The organism is Peptoniphilus faecalis (assembly GCF_012976305.1).
Taxonomy (GTDB): Bacteria; Bacillota; Clostridia; order Tissierellales; family Peptoniphilaceae; genus Peptoniphilus_A; species Peptoniphilus_A faecalis.
The window spans coordinates 30,408-46,674 of sequence record NZ_JABDSR010000004.1; the positions used below are offsets into that span (position 1 = coordinate 30,408).

The window sequence follows — 16,267 nt, forward strand, 5'->3', positions numbered from 1 at the left end:
TATGAATTTAAATAAAATTCAATTAGAGGCAGTTGAGTCTATTGATAAAGATGTAACATTGATGGCAGGAGCAGGAACGGGGAAAACTAGAGTATTGACAAGTAGATTTATAAACATTGTAAAAAAATACAATGACCCCAAAAGTATTTTGGCAATTACTTTTACAAAAAAAGCTGCGGAAGAAATGTTAGCAAGAATTTCCAAAGAACTTGTAGAAGAAAACATTGAATTTGAAGAAAAAGATTTAAATGTCATGACAATCCATTCCTTTGCTCTTGAAATCGTAACTAATTACTCTTATATTCTTGGGATTAATCCAAATTTTAAAGTCTTAGAAGAGGCTAAAAACTTGGAATTATTAGAAGATTCTATAAAATTAGCTTTGAATAGCAATACAGATGAAAAATTGAAAAAATATCTAATAGATTTTAATACAAATCCCTTTGAGGAAAGAAAAGTTTTCTTTGACCTTTACTTGGATTTTAATAATAATGATTTAGATTTTGCAGATGTTTTAAAAAAGAGCTTAAGTTTTTGTAGTTCAAATAAAAATTTTAGCGAATTAATTTTATTGCTAGACGACTTTAGAAAAGTAAGTGGCAAAAAGTTTCAATATTTTTACGATAAAAACATTGAAGATATTAAAAATTTAGAAAATTATAATCTCGACATTTTAAACTCAATAGAAGAAAATCTTGGATCGGCAAAAAAATATAATGACAAAATTAAAAATATTTTGGATTTAGTAAAGGAATTAAGAAAAAACCTTGAAATAAAGAATAAAGAGTATTATGAAATTATCATTGAAATTTTAAGGGAGATTCACGATATTTATTCTAATAAAAAAAGAGAAATAAATTCCCTTGATTATGACGACATCATCTCTTACACTCACAAGATTTTAAAAAAGGAAAACTGCAAAAAAGCTTTACAAAAAAGGTATTCTTATATATTAGTTGATGAATATCAAGATACAAATGGAATTCAAAATGAGATTATAAATACCTTTTCTGCTTCAAATTTATTTATAGTTGGAGATCCAAAGCAGTCTATTTATGCCTTTAGAGGTGCGGATCTTTATAGCTATTTTAGATTTTCAGATGATATAAAAAAACGCGGGCTTTCACTTATAATGAATAAAAACTATAGAAGCGATGGAAATATTATAAATTTTATAAATTCTACTTTTGAAAAGTTAATTGATAATTATGAAGAAATGGAATATGACTTTCAAAGTGACGGCGATGTTTACCTATATGATACTGATGACAATAATGAGATAAGTATTGTTATAAGCGACTTATTAAAAAAATTTGAAGCGAAAGAAGTTGCTATTTTATCTAGGAGCAATGCACAGATTGATGAAATAAGTAAAATACTTACTATTAAAGACATACCCTTTAACAAGGGTGAGAGAACTTTAGAGGAAATAGAAGTTTTAAAGGTCATTAAAAATATTTTGTCTACAATTTATAGCCCTGAAGAATTTTTAAATACATTATCTCTTTTTAATTCTCCTATTTTAAAATTTAATTTTAAAGATCTAGTCAATATTTTAAATTTAGGAATTGATAATTTTTCAGATTTAATTCAAATTGAAACTGAAAATAAAAATTTAAATAATTTTATAAAATTTTTAATTTCAATAAAGAAAAAATCTAAGGTTCTTTTTTTTGATGAAATAATTGAAGAAATTATGAATTATTTTTATGAATTGGAAACTTTAAGAGAAATAGACTGGGATTATTTATATAAATTTAAAGAGATAGCAAAAGATTTTTCCTCAGAAAACTCAAATGATTATAGAATTTTTGAAAAGTATATTTTAACTATTAAATTTAAAGATTTGGAAGAGGGAATAAATCTTTTGACAATACACAAATCAAAGGGTTTAGAATTTGAGGCAGTGGTAATTTCTCACATGGATAAGGGAAGAAAATTAGGGCAAAATAAAAAAATAATCCTAGACAAAGATCTTGGTATTGCCATTAAATCTAATTTTTCTGATTCAAGGTATAGAGAAGTAAGCGAAAGATTGAGAGAAATTGATAAAGAAGAAGAAAAAAGAGTTTTATATGTAGCCATGACTAGGGCAAAAAAGGAACTTTTACTCTTTGGAAATTTTAAAGATTATAAATCAAATTCCTATTTTGATTTTTTGGATAAAGAATTAAAAATCAGGGAATACAAGCTTTCTAGTGTTTTAAAAGAAGATCCTCCTTCAAAAAAATATTTACCCTTAGATTTAAAAATTAATTTTGAAAATAGAATTAGAGAGTATTATACTGTTACGGATTTTATAAATTATAAAAGAAGTCCAAGGGATTTTTACAAGAAATATTTTTTAGGAGTAGACGAGTACACAATGGGCTATGGAAAGAATAGAGCATTAGATCCAAAAACCTTAGGAAGTATTGTGCATTTATTTGCACAAATTCATTCAAGAAAAGATACAAATAAAAATAATATAGAGGAATTTTTAAAAGAAATTTTTGATTATTATGAAGAAGAAATAGATGATGATAAATTAAAAATTGCAAGAGAACTTTCTCTAAATTATTTGGCAATGGAAGAAGAAAATATAATTGAGAAAGAATTATTATTTTATTATGATTTAGAAGGATTTCTAGTAAAGGGCTATATTGATCAAGTTATAAAAATTGGTGAAGAATATTATATTGTTGATTTAAAGACTAGTGACATGGATTTAGACTATATTAAATCTTCTTATGAAAATCAATTAATACTTTATTCAGCGATCTATGAAAATTTATACAAAGTTAATGTAAAAGGTGCATATATTTTTGACCTAAGGGGTAAAAATAAAATAATAATTGAGACTAATGAGGAAAAAAGCAAAATTATAATGAAGGAATTTTTAGATTATATTAAATTTTTAAGGTCTCATACTATTTATAAGGATTATTTATAATTAAGGAGGAAATATGGATTATTCTAAAGAATATCAAGAAAAATTAATTTCAGCAAAAGATGCTGCTTCAATGGTAAAAGATAATATGTGGATTGACTATGCATGGAGTGCTAATACTCCTGTTGCCTTTGATAAGGCTCTCGCTGAAAGACTTGATGAATTAAATGAAATTTATTTAAGAGGTGGTGTAATTCTTTGGGAACCAGAAGTTTTTAAGAAGGATCCTAAAGGAGAAAAAGTTGTGTGGAATTCTTGGCACGCAGGTGGACCAGATAGAAATAGGATTAACAAAACACCAGGTGGATTTTATAATCCACTAAGATATTCTGAATTGCCAAGATGGTACAGAGAAAATTGTAAAGTTGATATTGCAGTAATAGTAACTCCTCCGATGGATAAACATGGAAACTTTAACTTTGGTTTAAGTGCTTCTCATTTAATGGCAGTTATTGAAGTAGCTGACAAGGTAATTATAGAAGTAAACGAAAAAATGGTAACTGGACTTGGCGGCTTTGAACATGAAATTAACATCAAGGATGTTGATTATGTTATTGAAGGCGAAAATCCTGAAATTGCTACTCTTCCAAAGGGAAGTTTTGGTGAAGTGGATAAAAAGGTTGCAGAATTAATTGTAGAAGAAATTCCTAATGGAGCGACTCTTCAATTAGGAATCGGCGGGATGCCTAACGCAGTAGGATCACTTATTGCTGATTCTGACTTAAAAGATCTAGGAGTTCATACAGAAATGTATGTCGATGGATTTGTAGAAATGGCAAAGAGAGGTAAACTTTCTGGCGCAAAGAAAAATATCGATAGATTTAGACAAGTCTATGGATTTGCAGCTGGTTCAAAGGAAATGTATGATTACATCGATGGCAATTCAGCCTGTATGGCAGCTCCAACTTCTTACACAAATGATGCAAGAGTAATTGCACAACTTGATAATTTTGTATCAATCAATAATGCTGTAAATATTGATTTATTCGGACAAGTAAGTTCAGAATCCTCAGGATTAAAACATATTTCTGGAGCAGGAGGACAACTTGACTTTGTGCTTGGAGCATATTTATCTAAGGGTGGCAAATCTTTTATTTGTTTATCTTCTAAATTTATGAATAAAAAGACAGGGAAAGAAGAATCAAGAATCGTTCCTAATTTTGAACCTTTTTCAGTAATTACAGCTGCAAGACCAAACACTCACTGGATTGTAACTGAATATGGAAAGTATAACTGCAAGGGTCAATCAACTTGGCAAAGAGCAGAAGGAATAATAAACCTTGCCGCACCTGAATTTAGAGATGATCTAATCAAAGAAGCAGAAAAGATGAATATTTGGAGAAGAACTAATAAGAGATAATTTTTAAAGAATTTCGCCCTCTAACTTATATGAGTTAGGGGGTTTTAAATTAAAAAAATTTCACAAAAAAAGTTATTAATTTTCACAATAAAGCCTTATACTTATATTAATGCAAATAAAATAAAAAATAATAAAAAATCTTTGCATAAAACAATAATCTATGATATAGTTAAGAATTTTACTTTTTTAAAAATCTCTGTTATACTAATAATAGGGATAATGGGGGGTAAAATATGTTTAATATCGGCGATAAAATTGTATATCCTATGCATGGGGCAGGTGAAATTGTAGCAATAGAAGAGAGAGAAATTCTAGGTAATGTGCACAATTATTACATAATGAAATTACCAATTAATAATTTAAAAGTTATGGTGCCTGTAAAAAATGCTGAAGAGGTTGGCGTTAGAAAAATTTCTGATGTACAAACTATGAAAAATGTTTTAGAGACACTTTCTTCAAGAGAAGAAATATCTATGCCAAAGAATTGGAATAGAAGGTATAGATTTAATTTAGATAAAATAAAGTCAGGTGATTTAACAGAAATTGCCGATGTAGTAAAATGTCTTGAAAATTTGGACAGACAAAAATCTCTTTCAACAGGAGAAAGAAAAATATTGACAGAAGCAAGGCAAATCATCATTTCAGAGATGGCTCTTGTTTTTGATAAAAAGGTGGAAGAAATCACAAAACTTATTGATGACGCCATATTTGGTTAAGGAGGGATTTTTATTAGCAAGAACCGAAAGATCGTGTCCAAAATTTTTAAAGTGCTATTCACATTAATAGGAGCACTAGTGGGTGTTTTTATCGTGTCTATTTTATCAGACATGAAATTTGTAAGAGATATTGAAAGCCAAAAAATTATGACAGTAATTTTTGTCGTTACTGTAATTTTATTTGCACTTATATTTTTTATACTTTCACCAAAGGCCTTCAAAACTTTAGAAGAACTTTTGTCTTTTTGGGAAAGACAAATTCAGACAAAATCTTTTGCAGAGGTAATACTCGGTGCTGTTGGACTTATTCTTGGGCTTATAATAGCATTTTTAATTTCACAGCCTATTTATAAAATTCCTATTCCCTATGTAGGGTCGGTAATTTCTATTTTACTCTACGGAATGCTTGGTTATTTAGGGCTTAATATTGGAATGTCAAACAAGGACACTATTTCAGAAAGAGTAAGGGATTTAATTTCTTTAGCTGCGAAGAAAACATCAAAGCCAAAGGAAAGCATTAAAACTCGAGAAGGCATCCCAAAAGTGTTAGATACTTCTGTTATAATTGATGGAAGGATACTTGATATTGCAAAAATTGGTTTTATTGAGGGACCTCTTGTAGTTCCAGTTTTTGTATTAGAAGAACTTCAACATATTGCAGATTCCGCAGATGGACTAAAGAGAAATCGAGGAAGAAGAGGACTGGATACTGTTGCAGAAATTCAGGAATTAAACAATGTTGAAGTAATAATATATAAGGGGAAAATCGAAGAAATTCCTGAAGTAGATTCAAAACTTTTAAAACTTGCAACTGACTTAGGTGGTAAAATTGTTACAAATGATTACAATTTAAATAAAGTTGCAAAAGTACAAAATTTAGAAGTTTTAAATATCAATGAACTTGCAAATGCAGTTAAACCACTTTACCTCCCAGGAGAAGAAATGAAAATTTTAATTGTTAAGGAAGGGAAGGAACAAAATCAAGGTCTAGGATATTTAGACGATGGAACAATGATAGTTGTTGAAAATGGGAAAAATCTTATTGGAGAAAGTGTAGACATAATAGTTACAAGTGCACTTCAAACTTCAGCAGGAAAAATGATTTTTGCAAAATTAAAATATTAATTTAAAAACTCTGTCTATGGCAGAGTTTTTAATTATATTAAAAAGGGTAAATAAAATAAAATTGAAGGCTCAACAAAAAAATTTATTTGACTATAAGAATATTTTATATTATTATCGTACTAATAATTTAAAAAAAGGGTATATAATAATATATCAAAAGAACATAGTGTAAGTTAATTGCTAGTTTTAACAAAAAAAGGAGGAATTGCTTTGGATAAAGGATACGATTTTTTTGAAGATTATATGAATTCACAAAAAAAGATGATGAATATGTGGCAAGAATACGTAAAATCTTTTGGCGGAAATAACTTCAATCCCATTAATAATGAATATTTTTCAAGTTTTACTAAAATTTTTGGTGATATTGGATCAGCAGATTTCTTTAATTATAGTGGTACACCTACTGAAGTTGTACAAAAAATAAAGGAAACATCTAAGCTTTATTACAGTATTTACGAACTTTACAAAAATATTTACGACAAAGATATTGAACCTACCAAGGAAAATCTTGAAAGAATAATGAAACAATATAAGGAAGGCTCACTTCAATATATTAATAACTATATTTTCCCATATATACCCGTTGATTTACAAAATTTAATAAAACAATGCATGGGGGCTGCTGAAAGTTACAAGAATATGATTATTGCAATTTATGGTCCTTGGATGGATAATTCATCTGAATTAATGGATTATGTCATGAAGGGAGTCTTTGATGATCCCAAGGCCTTTCTTGAATTTTTCAAGTTGTGGAAGAAAAATTATAGCGAAACTTTTGGAAAAATGTTAAATGCTCCACAATTTGGAATTGATAGAAACACTTATGAAATGCAAATGAAAACGATAGATAAAATGATTACTTTTATAGGCAATTATTTAGAACTTAGCATTATGATCTCAAATTTAATTAATGAATCAACTGAGAATGTTGTAAAAGAAAGCTTTGAAATGATTAAAGAAGGTAAAGCACCTAAGACTTATGAAGAATTTTATAATTATTGGAAGGCAAAAACTTCTGAAGAATTCGATACATTATTCTACTCTGACGAATTTTCTAAATTTTTAGGAAACTTTGTTGATTCTCTAATGCTATTGAAGATCGACTTAGATAGAGTTATTGAAGAATCACTTAAATGGGTTCCAATTCCAACTAATTCAGATATGGATTCATTATATAAAACTGTTTATGAACTTAAAAAAGAAGTTAGAAATTTAAAAAGACATATTAGAGATAAAGAATACGAAGAAGAAAAAAAGGAAAATAAATAATAGGAGGTTATTAATTTGAAAAACGCATTTGGAATAGATTATGTGAAGTCAATGTCCGATATGGTCGATTCTTACGAAAAGATTATAAAGGGTGTGGACACTCTCATGAATGTAGACTATAGTGGATTTGATGCAACTCCTAAAAAATTAATTTTTTCACAAGACAAGATGAAGCTTTATCACTATGAGCCAAAGGTTAAAGAGCAAAATAAAATTCCCACACTAATAGTTTATGCTCTTGTCAACAAACAATACATGATGGATTTGCAAGAAGATAGATCTCTAATTAAAAACTTATTAGAAGGTGGACAAGATATTTACATCATTGATTGGGGATATCCTACAATGGACGATAAATATATAGGTTTAGACGACTACATCAATGGCTACATCAATGATTGTGTTGATATCATTAGAAGAAGACACAATATCGAAAAAATCAATATTATAGGAATATGTCAAGGTGGCACTTTTTCCTTTATTTATACAGCAATTCATGGCGAAAAAGTAAATTCATTAGTATCTCTTGTAACGCCAATTGATTTCTCTACAGATGATGGACTTCTATTTAAATGGGGACCATATTTAAACCCAGAAAATATGGTTAAAGCCTTTGGAAATGTACCAGGAGAATTTATGAACGCAGGATTTGTATTCCTAAAACCAATTGATCTTATGGTGGATAAATACATCGGTGTAATTGATTCTCTAGATGATCCAAGCAAACTTGCAAATTTCCTTCGCATGGAACATTGGATCTTCGATTCACCTGATCAAGTTGGGCGAGCTTATCAAGAGTTTCAAGAAGAAATGTATCATAAAAATAGTTTAATCAAGGGAGAATTTTATCTCGATGGAGAAAGAGTAGACCTTAAAAATGTAAAATGTCCAGTGCTTGCAATTTTAGGTACAAAGGACAACCAAGTTCCACCAAATGCAACTAGACCAATACCTGATGTTGTTGGTTCAGATGATGTTGAACTCGTTGAAGTTGAAACAGGTCACATTGGACTATTTGTATCTGGAAGAAGCCAAAAAGAAGTTGCACCAAAGATAAATGAATTTTTGACAAAAAAATCTAAATAATTTTATAATGAAGGGCCGAGCATTTTTGCTCGGTCTTTTACGTCTATAAATTTTATTTTGAAATAATTTTTGAATGGCCGATATTAAGAGAATAATAATAAATTTTTGCAGCGTCCTCTAAATACTCTGCAGATAAAAAAGCTCTATTTAAATCAATTCCACAGCAGACCACGCCATGATTTGCCATTAGACATGAATTTGATTTTTTTAAATAGGGGAGGATGGACTTAGCAAGTTCAAGAGATCCTGCTTCTTGAAAGGGAGCGACTTCTATTTCCCCACCTAAAAAAGCTTCCATTTCAATTAAAATCATGGGAATCTTTTTATTACAAACTGAAAAAGCCGTTGCAATAGGTGAGTGAGTGTGTACAATAGCATTGTAATTTGGATAATTTTTATAAATTTCTGAGTGCATTTGCCACTCTGATGAAGGTTTTTTATTTCCTTCAATAGTTTTGCCATCGAAGTTTATCTTTACTATATCCTCTTCTGATATTTCTAAATAATCCATGCCACTTGGAGTGATGTAAAATATGTCATCATCTTCGCCACGAAGGCTCAAGTTGCCACTTGTTCCTGCAACTAAATTTTTATCTAAAAGTTTTTTTCCATATTTTACTAAAAGTTTTCTATAATTCATTTTGCACCTCAAATATAATTTATCATATTTTTCTTCTAATTGACAATTTATTATGCTGTGTTAGACTAAAATCATAAAGGAATGGAGATTAATTATGTTAAAAGAAAAAATTTTTGATAATTATAAAAAGAGTGCTAATTATATCTTGAAAAAAATAAAGATAAAACCTGAGATTGCAATAATCTTAGGCACAGGCCTTGAAAAACTTTTAGATGAAATTGAAGATAAAATTGAAATTAATTATAAAGATGTGCCAAATTTTTTGATTTCAACTGTAAGTGAAGATAGTGGAAAATTTATTTTTGGGAAGTTAAAGGGCAAATTTGTAATTTGCATGACTAAAAGATTTCATTATTACGAAGGTTATGATTTTAACGAGCTTGCGACTACAGTCTATGTTTTAAAACTCCTTGGTGTAAAAGAATTAATTCTTACAAATGCAGCTGGTGCAGTGAATTATAATTTTCATCCTGGAGATATTTGCCTAATAACCGATCACATAAATTTTGCGGGAGTAAGTCCAACTAGAGGAAATAATTTATCTGAATTTGGCGATAGATTTTACCCAATTGATAAATTGTACGACAAAAGTCTTCGCAACCTAGCAAAAAAATCTGCAATAAAATTAGGAATTGAACTAAAGGAAGGGGTTTATTTCTTTACAGTAGGTCCATTTTTTGAATCACCTTCAGAAATTCGTGCAATAAGAAATTTAGGAGGAGATTTAGTTGGAATGTCAACTATCACAGAGACATTGACGGCGGGTCACTGCGGAATAAAGGTTCTTGCCTTTTCAGTTGCAACAAATTATTCATCTGATAGAGTAGAAAATATGGATGGAAGTGAGGTTGAAGATGTGGCTAGGGAAGTTTCGCCAAAATTAAAAAATTTAATCATTGATATTATTGGGGAGTTGAAATAATAAATGGAAAGACAAGATTATGGTATGCCCTTTATGCTTAGATATGAAAATGTAGCTTGGTATGAAAAGGGAAGAGTGAGAATTTTAGACAGAAGAGTATATCCAAGGGATATTAGATTTGAAATTTGTAATAGTTATAAGGATGTTGCAAGAGCCATAAAAGACATGGTAACACAATCAGCAGGGCCTTATACGGCAGCAGGTATGGGAATGGCGCTTGCAGCCTATGAGGGAAGAAATTTAAAGGGTGAAGAGTTAATAAAATTTTTAGAGGAGGCTGCCCATACAATTTCCACTGCAAGACCAACTACATCAAGTAGACTTAAAAAAGTAACTGAGGGATCAATTAAAGCTGCGAGAAGAGCAATTAAAAATAGGGAAGATGTTGTAGATGCAGTTTTTCGAGAATCTCTAAATTCACTAAATAGAAGATATAATGCAATGAATGAAGTTGCAAAATATTTATGTGATGTAATCCCTGATGGCGGGAAAGTATTGACTCAATGTTTTGCAGAAACGATTATTGGAACCATGACTAGAACTTTAAAGGAGCAAGGTAAAAATGTAAAATTTTACTGCACGGAAACTAGACCTTATTATCAGGGAGCGAGGCTTACTGCAACATGTATAAATGAAATGGGATTTGATACATATGTTATAACGGACAACATGGTTGCCTACGCCATGGAAAATATTGGCATTGATGTATTCACATCTGCGACAGATACAATTACACTTGACGGTCATGTTGCAAATAAAGTTGGCACGCACCAAATTGCAATTGTTGCTCGTGAATTTAATGTTCCCTTTTATGTTACGGGAATGCCCGATAGGGAAAAAAAGAAAAGGGAAGACATAGTAATTGAAAGGAGAGACCCATCCCTTGTGCTAGGTAATCACACTGCAAAGGGAGTAAAGGCAATCTATCCTTCTTTTGATATAACACCTCCAAAGCTAATTACAGGTTTTGTAACAGACAAGGGAATTTATGAGCCTAATAATCTAAAAAAATATTTTGAAACAGATTATAAAAGTTATTATTAAATATAATAAAAATTATGTTGAACTTAAAAAAATAAATAAAAGAGGAGAGTAGTTAAAAATAATTTAACCATTCTCCTTAAGTTTAAAAGAGTGTTACGAAAATAAAATTAATTATAAACCATATCATCTTAAATAGGAGTTCAAAGAGTGTAAAAGCAATGGCATACCAGCCAATGAAATTAATTTTTGATCTCCCAACAAGTTCTTCCTTATAAAGAGTTATTGCAATAAGAATTGATAATATAATTAATATCAATGTAGCAAGGGGCATAGCAGTAAGTGCTTGCAACATATTGTATTTAAGAAATCCACCAAAAGGTGTGATAATAAATCCAACAAATAAAAATACTTTACATATTATCCAGTTAATAAGAGCGAACTTTTTGACTTCTGGATAACTTGTGTCAATCTCATCTCTATCAGTTGCAATATTAAGAGGAATGTAAAATTCAAAATAATCAAATACAAGTTTAAGTATTAAAAATACTATTAAAATAATTTTAAAGGATCCACTGCCAATTAAAAGTGCAATTGCGTTTAATATTGCACCAATTCCTATTAAAATTTTACTTTCCTTTGAGCCAAAGTCGCCTATGTAATTGGAAACTTTGTCGGTAATCTTACTTAAAAATTCCATTGCTTTGTCAATGGCATCTAAAGATGATTTAGAAATTTTAGATTCCATACTATTTACTTTATTAGATAGATTATTTTCAATAACTTTTTCAACTTTTGAATCCACAGATTCTATTTCTTTTATAGGCTTTTCACCATTATCTTTAAAAGTAAATAAATCCTTTAAATTTTTAGATTTTTTATAAGTTTTATGCTTATCTAAAACTTTAGAGCTTTCTGTTTGTTTAGGTATTTTTATTCTATTGAGTTTTTCAGAAAGTTCGGAATCATTCATTGATTTAAAATCTTTAGGTGTATCAGATTTATTATCTTTTGACGCCCTATTGATATCTTTGGCATTGTAATTTTTTTCAGCTAAATCCTTATTTTCATTTTTTTTCCTCTTTACTTCTTCAGATTTTTTTATGGCATCTTCGATATCAATTTTTGGAGTAGAGAGAGTATTTTCAAAAGATTTTTCTGAGTCGCCAATAGATTTACTTATTTCTAAATTTCTTACATCTTCTTTTTTCTTGCTATCGTCTTTAATACTTGAAAAAATAGAAAATTCGTCATTATCTTCATTTATAAAGTTTTTCCATTTTTCCTTTAAAGAAAATTTTTTAGGGTTTTCCTTTTGTGAATTCTTTTTATCATCAAATTTTTCAGAGCTATTAATAAAATTATGGGAAGGAGTTTCTTCTGTATATATGTCCTTTTTTAAATTAGAAACTTTCTTTGAACTTTCGCTAAAATTTGACTTTTTAAGTTCTTCTTGAACTCTTCTTATTAATTCTTTTTGACTCATTCCTGAGTTGGATTCTGATCCTCTATTTGCGTCTAAAAATTCTTTGTCAGCTTTTTTTGTATCAATGGAATCATATCTATTTTCAGAAAGTTTGGATTCTTTTTTTATATCAATATTCTTCGAAGGAGATTCTTTAGGTTTCCTTTCCTTTGAAGATGATTTTGCTTGGACATTGCTTTTTTGGTATTCTTCAATATTTTTGGAAATTTTTCTATCAACTTCAGCAATAATATTCTTTAGCTCGTCAGTAGTGTCAATTCCATCAAGGGACTTTGGATTAAATACTCTAGTATGTTCACTCATTTTTTTAACTTTAGTAGTATTTTCTTTTTTTATTGACGAGTTTGATGTAATATTTATTTTAACATCCTTTAAATTGTAACCACAGTAAGCACAAAAGTTGTCATCTTTAGAGACAGAATTCCCACATTTTGGGCAAAACAATGTAGCACCTTCTTTCATTAATTCTATTAAAATATTATAACATATTTTTTATGACGAACAAATCTTTTATGTAGTAAATAAAAGGTTTGAAAAGTTATATACTTAAAACAAAAATTTTAAAGCAATAAATTTATGTAAAAAAAGAAGCCTCTAAGGGCTTCCTTTAAAGTTAAGCTAAATTATTTTGCTTTTTCTTCTGTTTGAGCAGCATTATTAGTTGCTTCTTCTGTTTTAGCTTCATTAGCTTTAGCGTTTACTTCTTCTTTAGCTTTTTCTTCGTCAGCTTTTACATTAGCTTCAGCTTCTTTAGCATTAGCTTCAACTTTAGCTTTGTTAGCTTCAGCTTGTTCTTCTACTGCTTGGTTTTTAGCATTAGCAGCTTCTTCTTTTTTGTTGTTAGAACCTTGGCATGCTACCATACCTAACATTAGTACAGAAATCATTCCAACGCTTGCTATTTTCTTTAAATTTTTCATTTTAATAATCCTCCTATTTGAAACTTCTTGTTTCTTAATTTATTTATATAATATATTTGCTATGTGATAATTGTGTGAAGATGATGTTAAAACTTTTGGAAATGAAAGCAAAAAGAATTTATAAAAACTTTAAAAATAATTTAATAAAATATTTTTTCATGTATAATTATTTTAGGTGAGAAAATGTATAAAGCATTATATAGAAAATATAGACCACAGACTTTCGATGAAATATGTGGACAAGAGGCAGTGAAAGCTTCACTAAAGAATCAGGTAAAAACAGGAGAGATTAGTCACGCATATATATTTCAAGGTACAAGGGGAACTGGGAAGACTTCTGCTGCAAAAATTTTATCTCGTGCAGTAAATTGTCTTCATCCAGTTGATGGAAATCCATGCAATGAATGCGAAAATTGCAAGCAAATTTTAAAGGAATCAGTTTTAGATGTAGTTGAAATGGATGCAGCAAGTAATAATGGAGTGGACGATATACGGGAATTAAAGGAAAAAGTAATTTATCCGCCTCAATCTCTTAAGTATAAAGTTTACATAATAGACGAGGTTCATATGCTATCCAAGGGTGCCTTCAATGCACTTTTAAAAATTTTGGAAGAACCACCAAAGCACTTGATTTTTATACTTGCAACTACAGAAATCCACAAAATTCCTGCAACGATTTTATCTAGATCTCAAAAATTTAATTTTAAAAGAATATCCATAGAGGAAATTGCAAAAAATTTAAAAAAAATTACTTCTCTCGAAAAAAAACACTGTGATGATGAAGTTTTTACACTTATTGCAAAATCAGCTGATGGTGCAATGAGAGATGCACTTTCAGTTTTAGATCAACTTCTTACAAAAAATAAGGAACACATAACACTCAAAGATGCAATGGAAGTTCTTGGCATATCATCTTCAGAATTATTATTTACACTATCAAAGGCGCTAGTAGAAAAAAATATAAGTGAGTCACTTTTAGCAATTGATGAAATATATAAAGAGGGAGTTGAATTTAACACTCTTGCTTCACAAATTTTAAGTCACTTTAGAGATCTTTTGTTAGTAAAAACTTTAAGAGATCCCAATAAAATTGTCTATACGACTTATTTAAATGAATTTAGAGAACTTGCTGCAAGAGTTGATATCGAGGAACTTTTAATAATTATTGATATTTTAAAAAATTTATCAATGGAAATAAAATATGCAGACAATAAACGTGTAGTATTTGAGATGAATGCAATAAAAATTTGCAATAGAGTTATTAAGGATGATTTAGTTCTTCGAGTTAAGGCTTTAGAAGATAAAGTTAATTCTTTTGGCGATGTAAATTTTGCATCAAATTCTTTTGAAGATCTTTCAAAGGATATTGTCCATAAAAATTCACTTAATATAAAAAATGTGGAAAACCAAATAAATAAAAGCATTGTCAATAATATTGAAAGTGATATAAATATAACTAAGCCCATAGAAAATGCTTCAATTGAAAAATCAAATCAATCTGATATAATAAAAGATAAAGGCAAAGTTCAGAAAGAGGGGATTACTCTAACTCTTGAAAAAATAAATAGTGATTGGCAAAAAATATGTCAAGAATTAATTTCTAGAAAATATCACGGGTTTGGTAGAAATCTTGCCTTTGGAAAACCAATGAAGTTTCACGATGATATTTTAGAAATTGTATTTAAAGAAGGACATGAGTTCTATTATACTTATTGTTCTGATTCTGAAAGGAAAAACATTTTGTCAGATCTTTTAAAGAACATATATGGTATAAATATAGATGTTCGGATGAAGTTGCAAAAAAGTGGAGTAGATAAATTAGAAGAAATATTTGGAAAAGATAATATAGAAGAAATTTAGGAGGAAATATGGCTAGAGGTGGATTCAGTGGTTTCCCTGGTGGAGGCGGAAGAAATAATATGATGAAGCAAATTGAGAAGCTTCAAAAGCAAATGGAAGAAATGCAAGAAAATTTAGCAAATGAAGAAGTTTCTGCGACTTCAGGGGGCGGTGCAGTTTGTGCAACTGTTAATGGAAATAAAGAACTTATTTCTATTAAGCTTGACAAAGATGCTGTTGACCCAGAGGATGTTGAAATGCTTGAAGATTTAATTGTAGCGGCAGTAAACGAAGCTATGAGAAGTGCTGAAAGTAAAATAAATTCTCAAATGGGTAAATTTACTGGCGGATTAAATATTCCGGGGCTATAAGATGAATAAAGAAATTGGTCCTATTGAAGACTTGATAAAAAAGTTAAATAGACTTCCTGGGATTGGTTCAAAAACGGCTCAAAGGCTTGCCTATTACATCATTGGACTTGATGAAAATGAAGTGAAAAATCTTTCAGAAGCTATTATTTCTGCGAAAAAAAACACAGTTGAGTGTTCTATTTGTATGAATTATGCAGATAGTGATCCTTGTGAAATTTGTTCTGACAAGACAAGGGATGATTCAATTATTTGTGTAGTTGAAGGACCAAAGGATGTGGAGGCAATGGAAAGATCTCTTAGTTTTCGAGGAAAGTATCATGTCCTTCATGGGGTAATATCTCCATTAAAGGGCAAGACTCCAGAAGATGTCAAGGTTAAAGAACTAATTAATAGAGTTGAAAAGGGAAATATTAAAGAGATAATAGTTGCGACTAATCCAACAGTTGATGGCGATGCAACCGCAACTTATATAAAAAATGCTCTAAAAGACTTTGACATAATAATTTCAAGAATAGGATATGGATTGCCAGTTGGAGGAGACCTTGAGTTTTATGACGAGATAACAATTCAAACGGCAATGGAAAATAGAAGAAGACTAGATTAATTTTGGGACTAAGTCCCAA

14 protein-coding genes are annotated in these 16,267 nt (G+C 29.6%); 11 read left to right on the plus strand and 3 right to left on the minus strand.

The features are described 5' to 3' along the window. Position 1: 1 nt before the first annotated feature. The 6 genes from HKO22_RS03515 to phaC all read left to right on the plus strand — a co-directional run bounded on the left by HKO22_RS03515 (position 2) and on the right by phaC (position 8,485). Positions 2-2,932 (plus strand): UvrD-helicase domain-containing protein, encoded by a 2,931-nt coding sequence (locus HKO22_RS03515; RefSeq protein WP_169968589.1) that lies wholly within the window; start codon positions 2-4, stop codon positions 2,930-2,932. Between the two features lie 13 nt (positions 2,933-2,945). Beyond that, positions 2,946-4,289 carry a butyryl-CoA:acetate CoA-transferase gene (locus HKO22_RS03520; protein WP_169968591.1) on the plus strand — a complete coding sequence of 448 codons (1,344 nt, stop codon included), beginning with the start codon at positions 2,946-2,948 and terminating at the stop codon, positions 4,287-4,289. A 233-nt stretch (positions 4,290-4,522) separates the two neighbouring features. Beyond that, a complete protein-coding gene (locus tag HKO22_RS03525) occupies positions 4,523-5,005 on the plus strand; it encodes a CarD family transcriptional regulator (RefSeq protein WP_075660323.1) in 483 nt (160 codons plus the stop codon). Positions 5,006-5,038: 33 nt separating this feature from the next. Beyond that, positions 5,039-6,130, plus strand: a complete 1,092-nt coding sequence (locus HKO22_RS03530) for a PIN/TRAM domain-containing protein (protein ID WP_075660324.1) — start codon at positions 5,039-5,041, stop codon at positions 6,128-6,130. Positions 6,131-6,340: 210 nt separating this feature from the next. Next, positions 6,341-7,399: a poly(R)-hydroxyalkanoic acid synthase subunit PhaE gene (locus HKO22_RS03535; RefSeq protein ID WP_075660325.1), complete on the plus strand. Its 1,059-nt coding sequence runs from the start codon at positions 6,341-6,343 to the stop codon at positions 7,397-7,399. Between the two features lie 15 nt (positions 7,400-7,414). Next, on the plus strand, positions 7,415-8,485 hold the full coding sequence (gene phaC / locus HKO22_RS03540; RefSeq protein WP_075660326.1) for a class III poly(R)-hydroxyalkanoic acid synthase subunit PhaC: 1,071 nt from the start codon (positions 7,415-7,417) through the stop codon (positions 8,483-8,485). 52 nt (positions 8,486-8,537) lie between these two features. On the opposite strand, the gene HKO22_RS03545 is transcribed toward phaC, so the two are convergent. Further along, complete coding sequence (locus HKO22_RS03545) at positions 8,538-9,125, minus strand: class II aldolase/adducin family protein (protein WP_169968593.1); 588 nt, start codon at positions 9,123-9,125, stop codon at positions 8,538-8,540. A 94-nt stretch (positions 9,126-9,219) separates the two neighbouring features. Between HKO22_RS03545 and HKO22_RS03550 the strand changes: the two genes are divergently transcribed. Both HKO22_RS03550 and HKO22_RS03555 read left to right on the plus strand, forming a co-directional pair. Further along, the gene (locus HKO22_RS03550; protein WP_169968595.1) at positions 9,220-10,047 is read left to right on the plus strand and encodes a purine-nucleoside phosphorylase; all 828 of its coding nucleotides are present in this window, start codon (positions 9,220-9,222) and stop codon (positions 10,045-10,047) included. A 3-nt stretch (positions 10,048-10,050) separates the two neighbouring features. Then, a complete protein-coding gene (locus HKO22_RS03555; RefSeq protein WP_169968603.1) occupies positions 10,051-11,091 on the plus strand; it encodes a s-methyl-5-thioribose-1-phosphate isomerase in 1,041 nt (346 codons plus the stop codon). Between the two features lie 82 nt (positions 11,092-11,173). On the opposite strand, the gene HKO22_RS03560 is transcribed toward HKO22_RS03555, so the two are convergent. After that, on the minus strand, positions 11,174-12,958 hold the full coding sequence (locus HKO22_RS03560; protein WP_235932812.1) for a zinc ribbon domain-containing protein: 1,785 nt from the start codon (positions 12,956-12,958) through the stop codon (positions 11,174-11,176). A 179-nt stretch (positions 12,959-13,137) separates the two neighbouring features. After that, positions 13,138-13,434 carry a hypothetical protein gene (locus tag HKO22_RS03565; RefSeq protein ID WP_075660330.1) on the minus strand — a complete coding sequence of 99 codons (297 nt, stop codon included), beginning with the start codon at positions 13,432-13,434 and terminating at the stop codon, positions 13,138-13,140. A gap of 183 nt (positions 13,435-13,617) precedes the next feature. On the opposite strand from HKO22_RS03565, the gene dnaX reads away from it, so the two are divergent. From dnaX to recR, 3 genes are read left to right on the plus strand one after another with little or no spacing between them, the layout of a single operon-like run. Continuing rightward, positions 13,618-15,294 carry a DNA polymerase III subunit gamma/tau gene (gene dnaX / locus HKO22_RS03570; protein ID WP_169968607.1) on the plus strand — a complete coding sequence of 559 codons (1,677 nt, stop codon included), beginning with the start codon at positions 13,618-13,620 and terminating at the stop codon, positions 15,292-15,294. A gap of 8 nt (positions 15,295-15,302) precedes the next feature. Further along, positions 15,303-15,644 carry a YbaB/EbfC family nucleoid-associated protein gene (locus HKO22_RS03575; RefSeq protein WP_169968609.1) on the plus strand — a complete coding sequence of 114 codons (342 nt, stop codon included), beginning with the start codon at positions 15,303-15,305 and terminating at the stop codon, positions 15,642-15,644. Position 15,645: 1 nt separating this feature from the next. Beyond that, the gene (gene recR / locus HKO22_RS03580; protein WP_169968611.1) at positions 15,646-16,248 is read left to right on the plus strand and encodes a recombination mediator RecR; all 603 of its coding nucleotides are present in this window, start codon (positions 15,646-15,648) and stop codon (positions 16,246-16,248) included. Positions 16,249-16,267 lie beyond the last annotated feature (19 nt).

What these genes read in the sequence shown, in the direction of transcription:
- HKO22_RS03515 (WP_169968589.1), top strand. Translation starts at nt 2, where the DNA reads ATGAATTTAAATAAAATTCAATTAGAGGCAGTTGAGTCTATTGATAAA.
- HKO22_RS03520 (WP_169968591.1), top strand. Translation starts at nt 2,946, where the DNA reads ATGGATTATTCTAAAGAATATCAAGAAAAATTAATTTCAGCAAAAGAT.
- HKO22_RS03525 (WP_075660323.1), top strand. Translation starts at nt 4,523, where the DNA reads ATGTTTAATATCGGCGATAAAATTGTATATCCTATGCATGGGGCAGGT.
- HKO22_RS03545 (WP_169968593.1), bottom strand. Translation starts at nt 9,125, where the DNA reads ATGAATTATAGAAAACTTTTAGTAAAATATGGAAAAAAACTTTTAGAT.
- HKO22_RS03550 (WP_169968595.1), top strand. Translation starts at nt 9,220, where the DNA reads ATGTTAAAAGAAAAAATTTTTGATAATTATAAAAAGAGTGCTAATTAT.
- HKO22_RS03555 (WP_169968603.1), top strand. Translation starts at nt 10,051, where the DNA reads ATGGAAAGACAAGATTATGGTATGCCCTTTATGCTTAGATATGAAAAT.
- HKO22_RS03565 (WP_075660330.1), bottom strand. Translation starts at nt 13,434, where the DNA reads ATGAAAAATTTAAAGAAAATAGCAAGCGTTGGAATGATTTCTGTACTA.
- dnaX (WP_169968607.1), top strand. Translation starts at nt 13,618, where the DNA reads ATGTATAAAGCATTATATAGAAAATATAGACCACAGACTTTCGATGAA.
- HKO22_RS03575 (WP_169968609.1), top strand. Translation starts at nt 15,303, where the DNA reads ATGGCTAGAGGTGGATTCAGTGGTTTCCCTGGTGGAGGCGGAAGAAAT.
- recR (WP_169968611.1), top strand. Translation starts at nt 15,646, where the DNA reads ATGAATAAAGAAATTGGTCCTATTGAAGACTTGATAAAAAAGTTAAAT.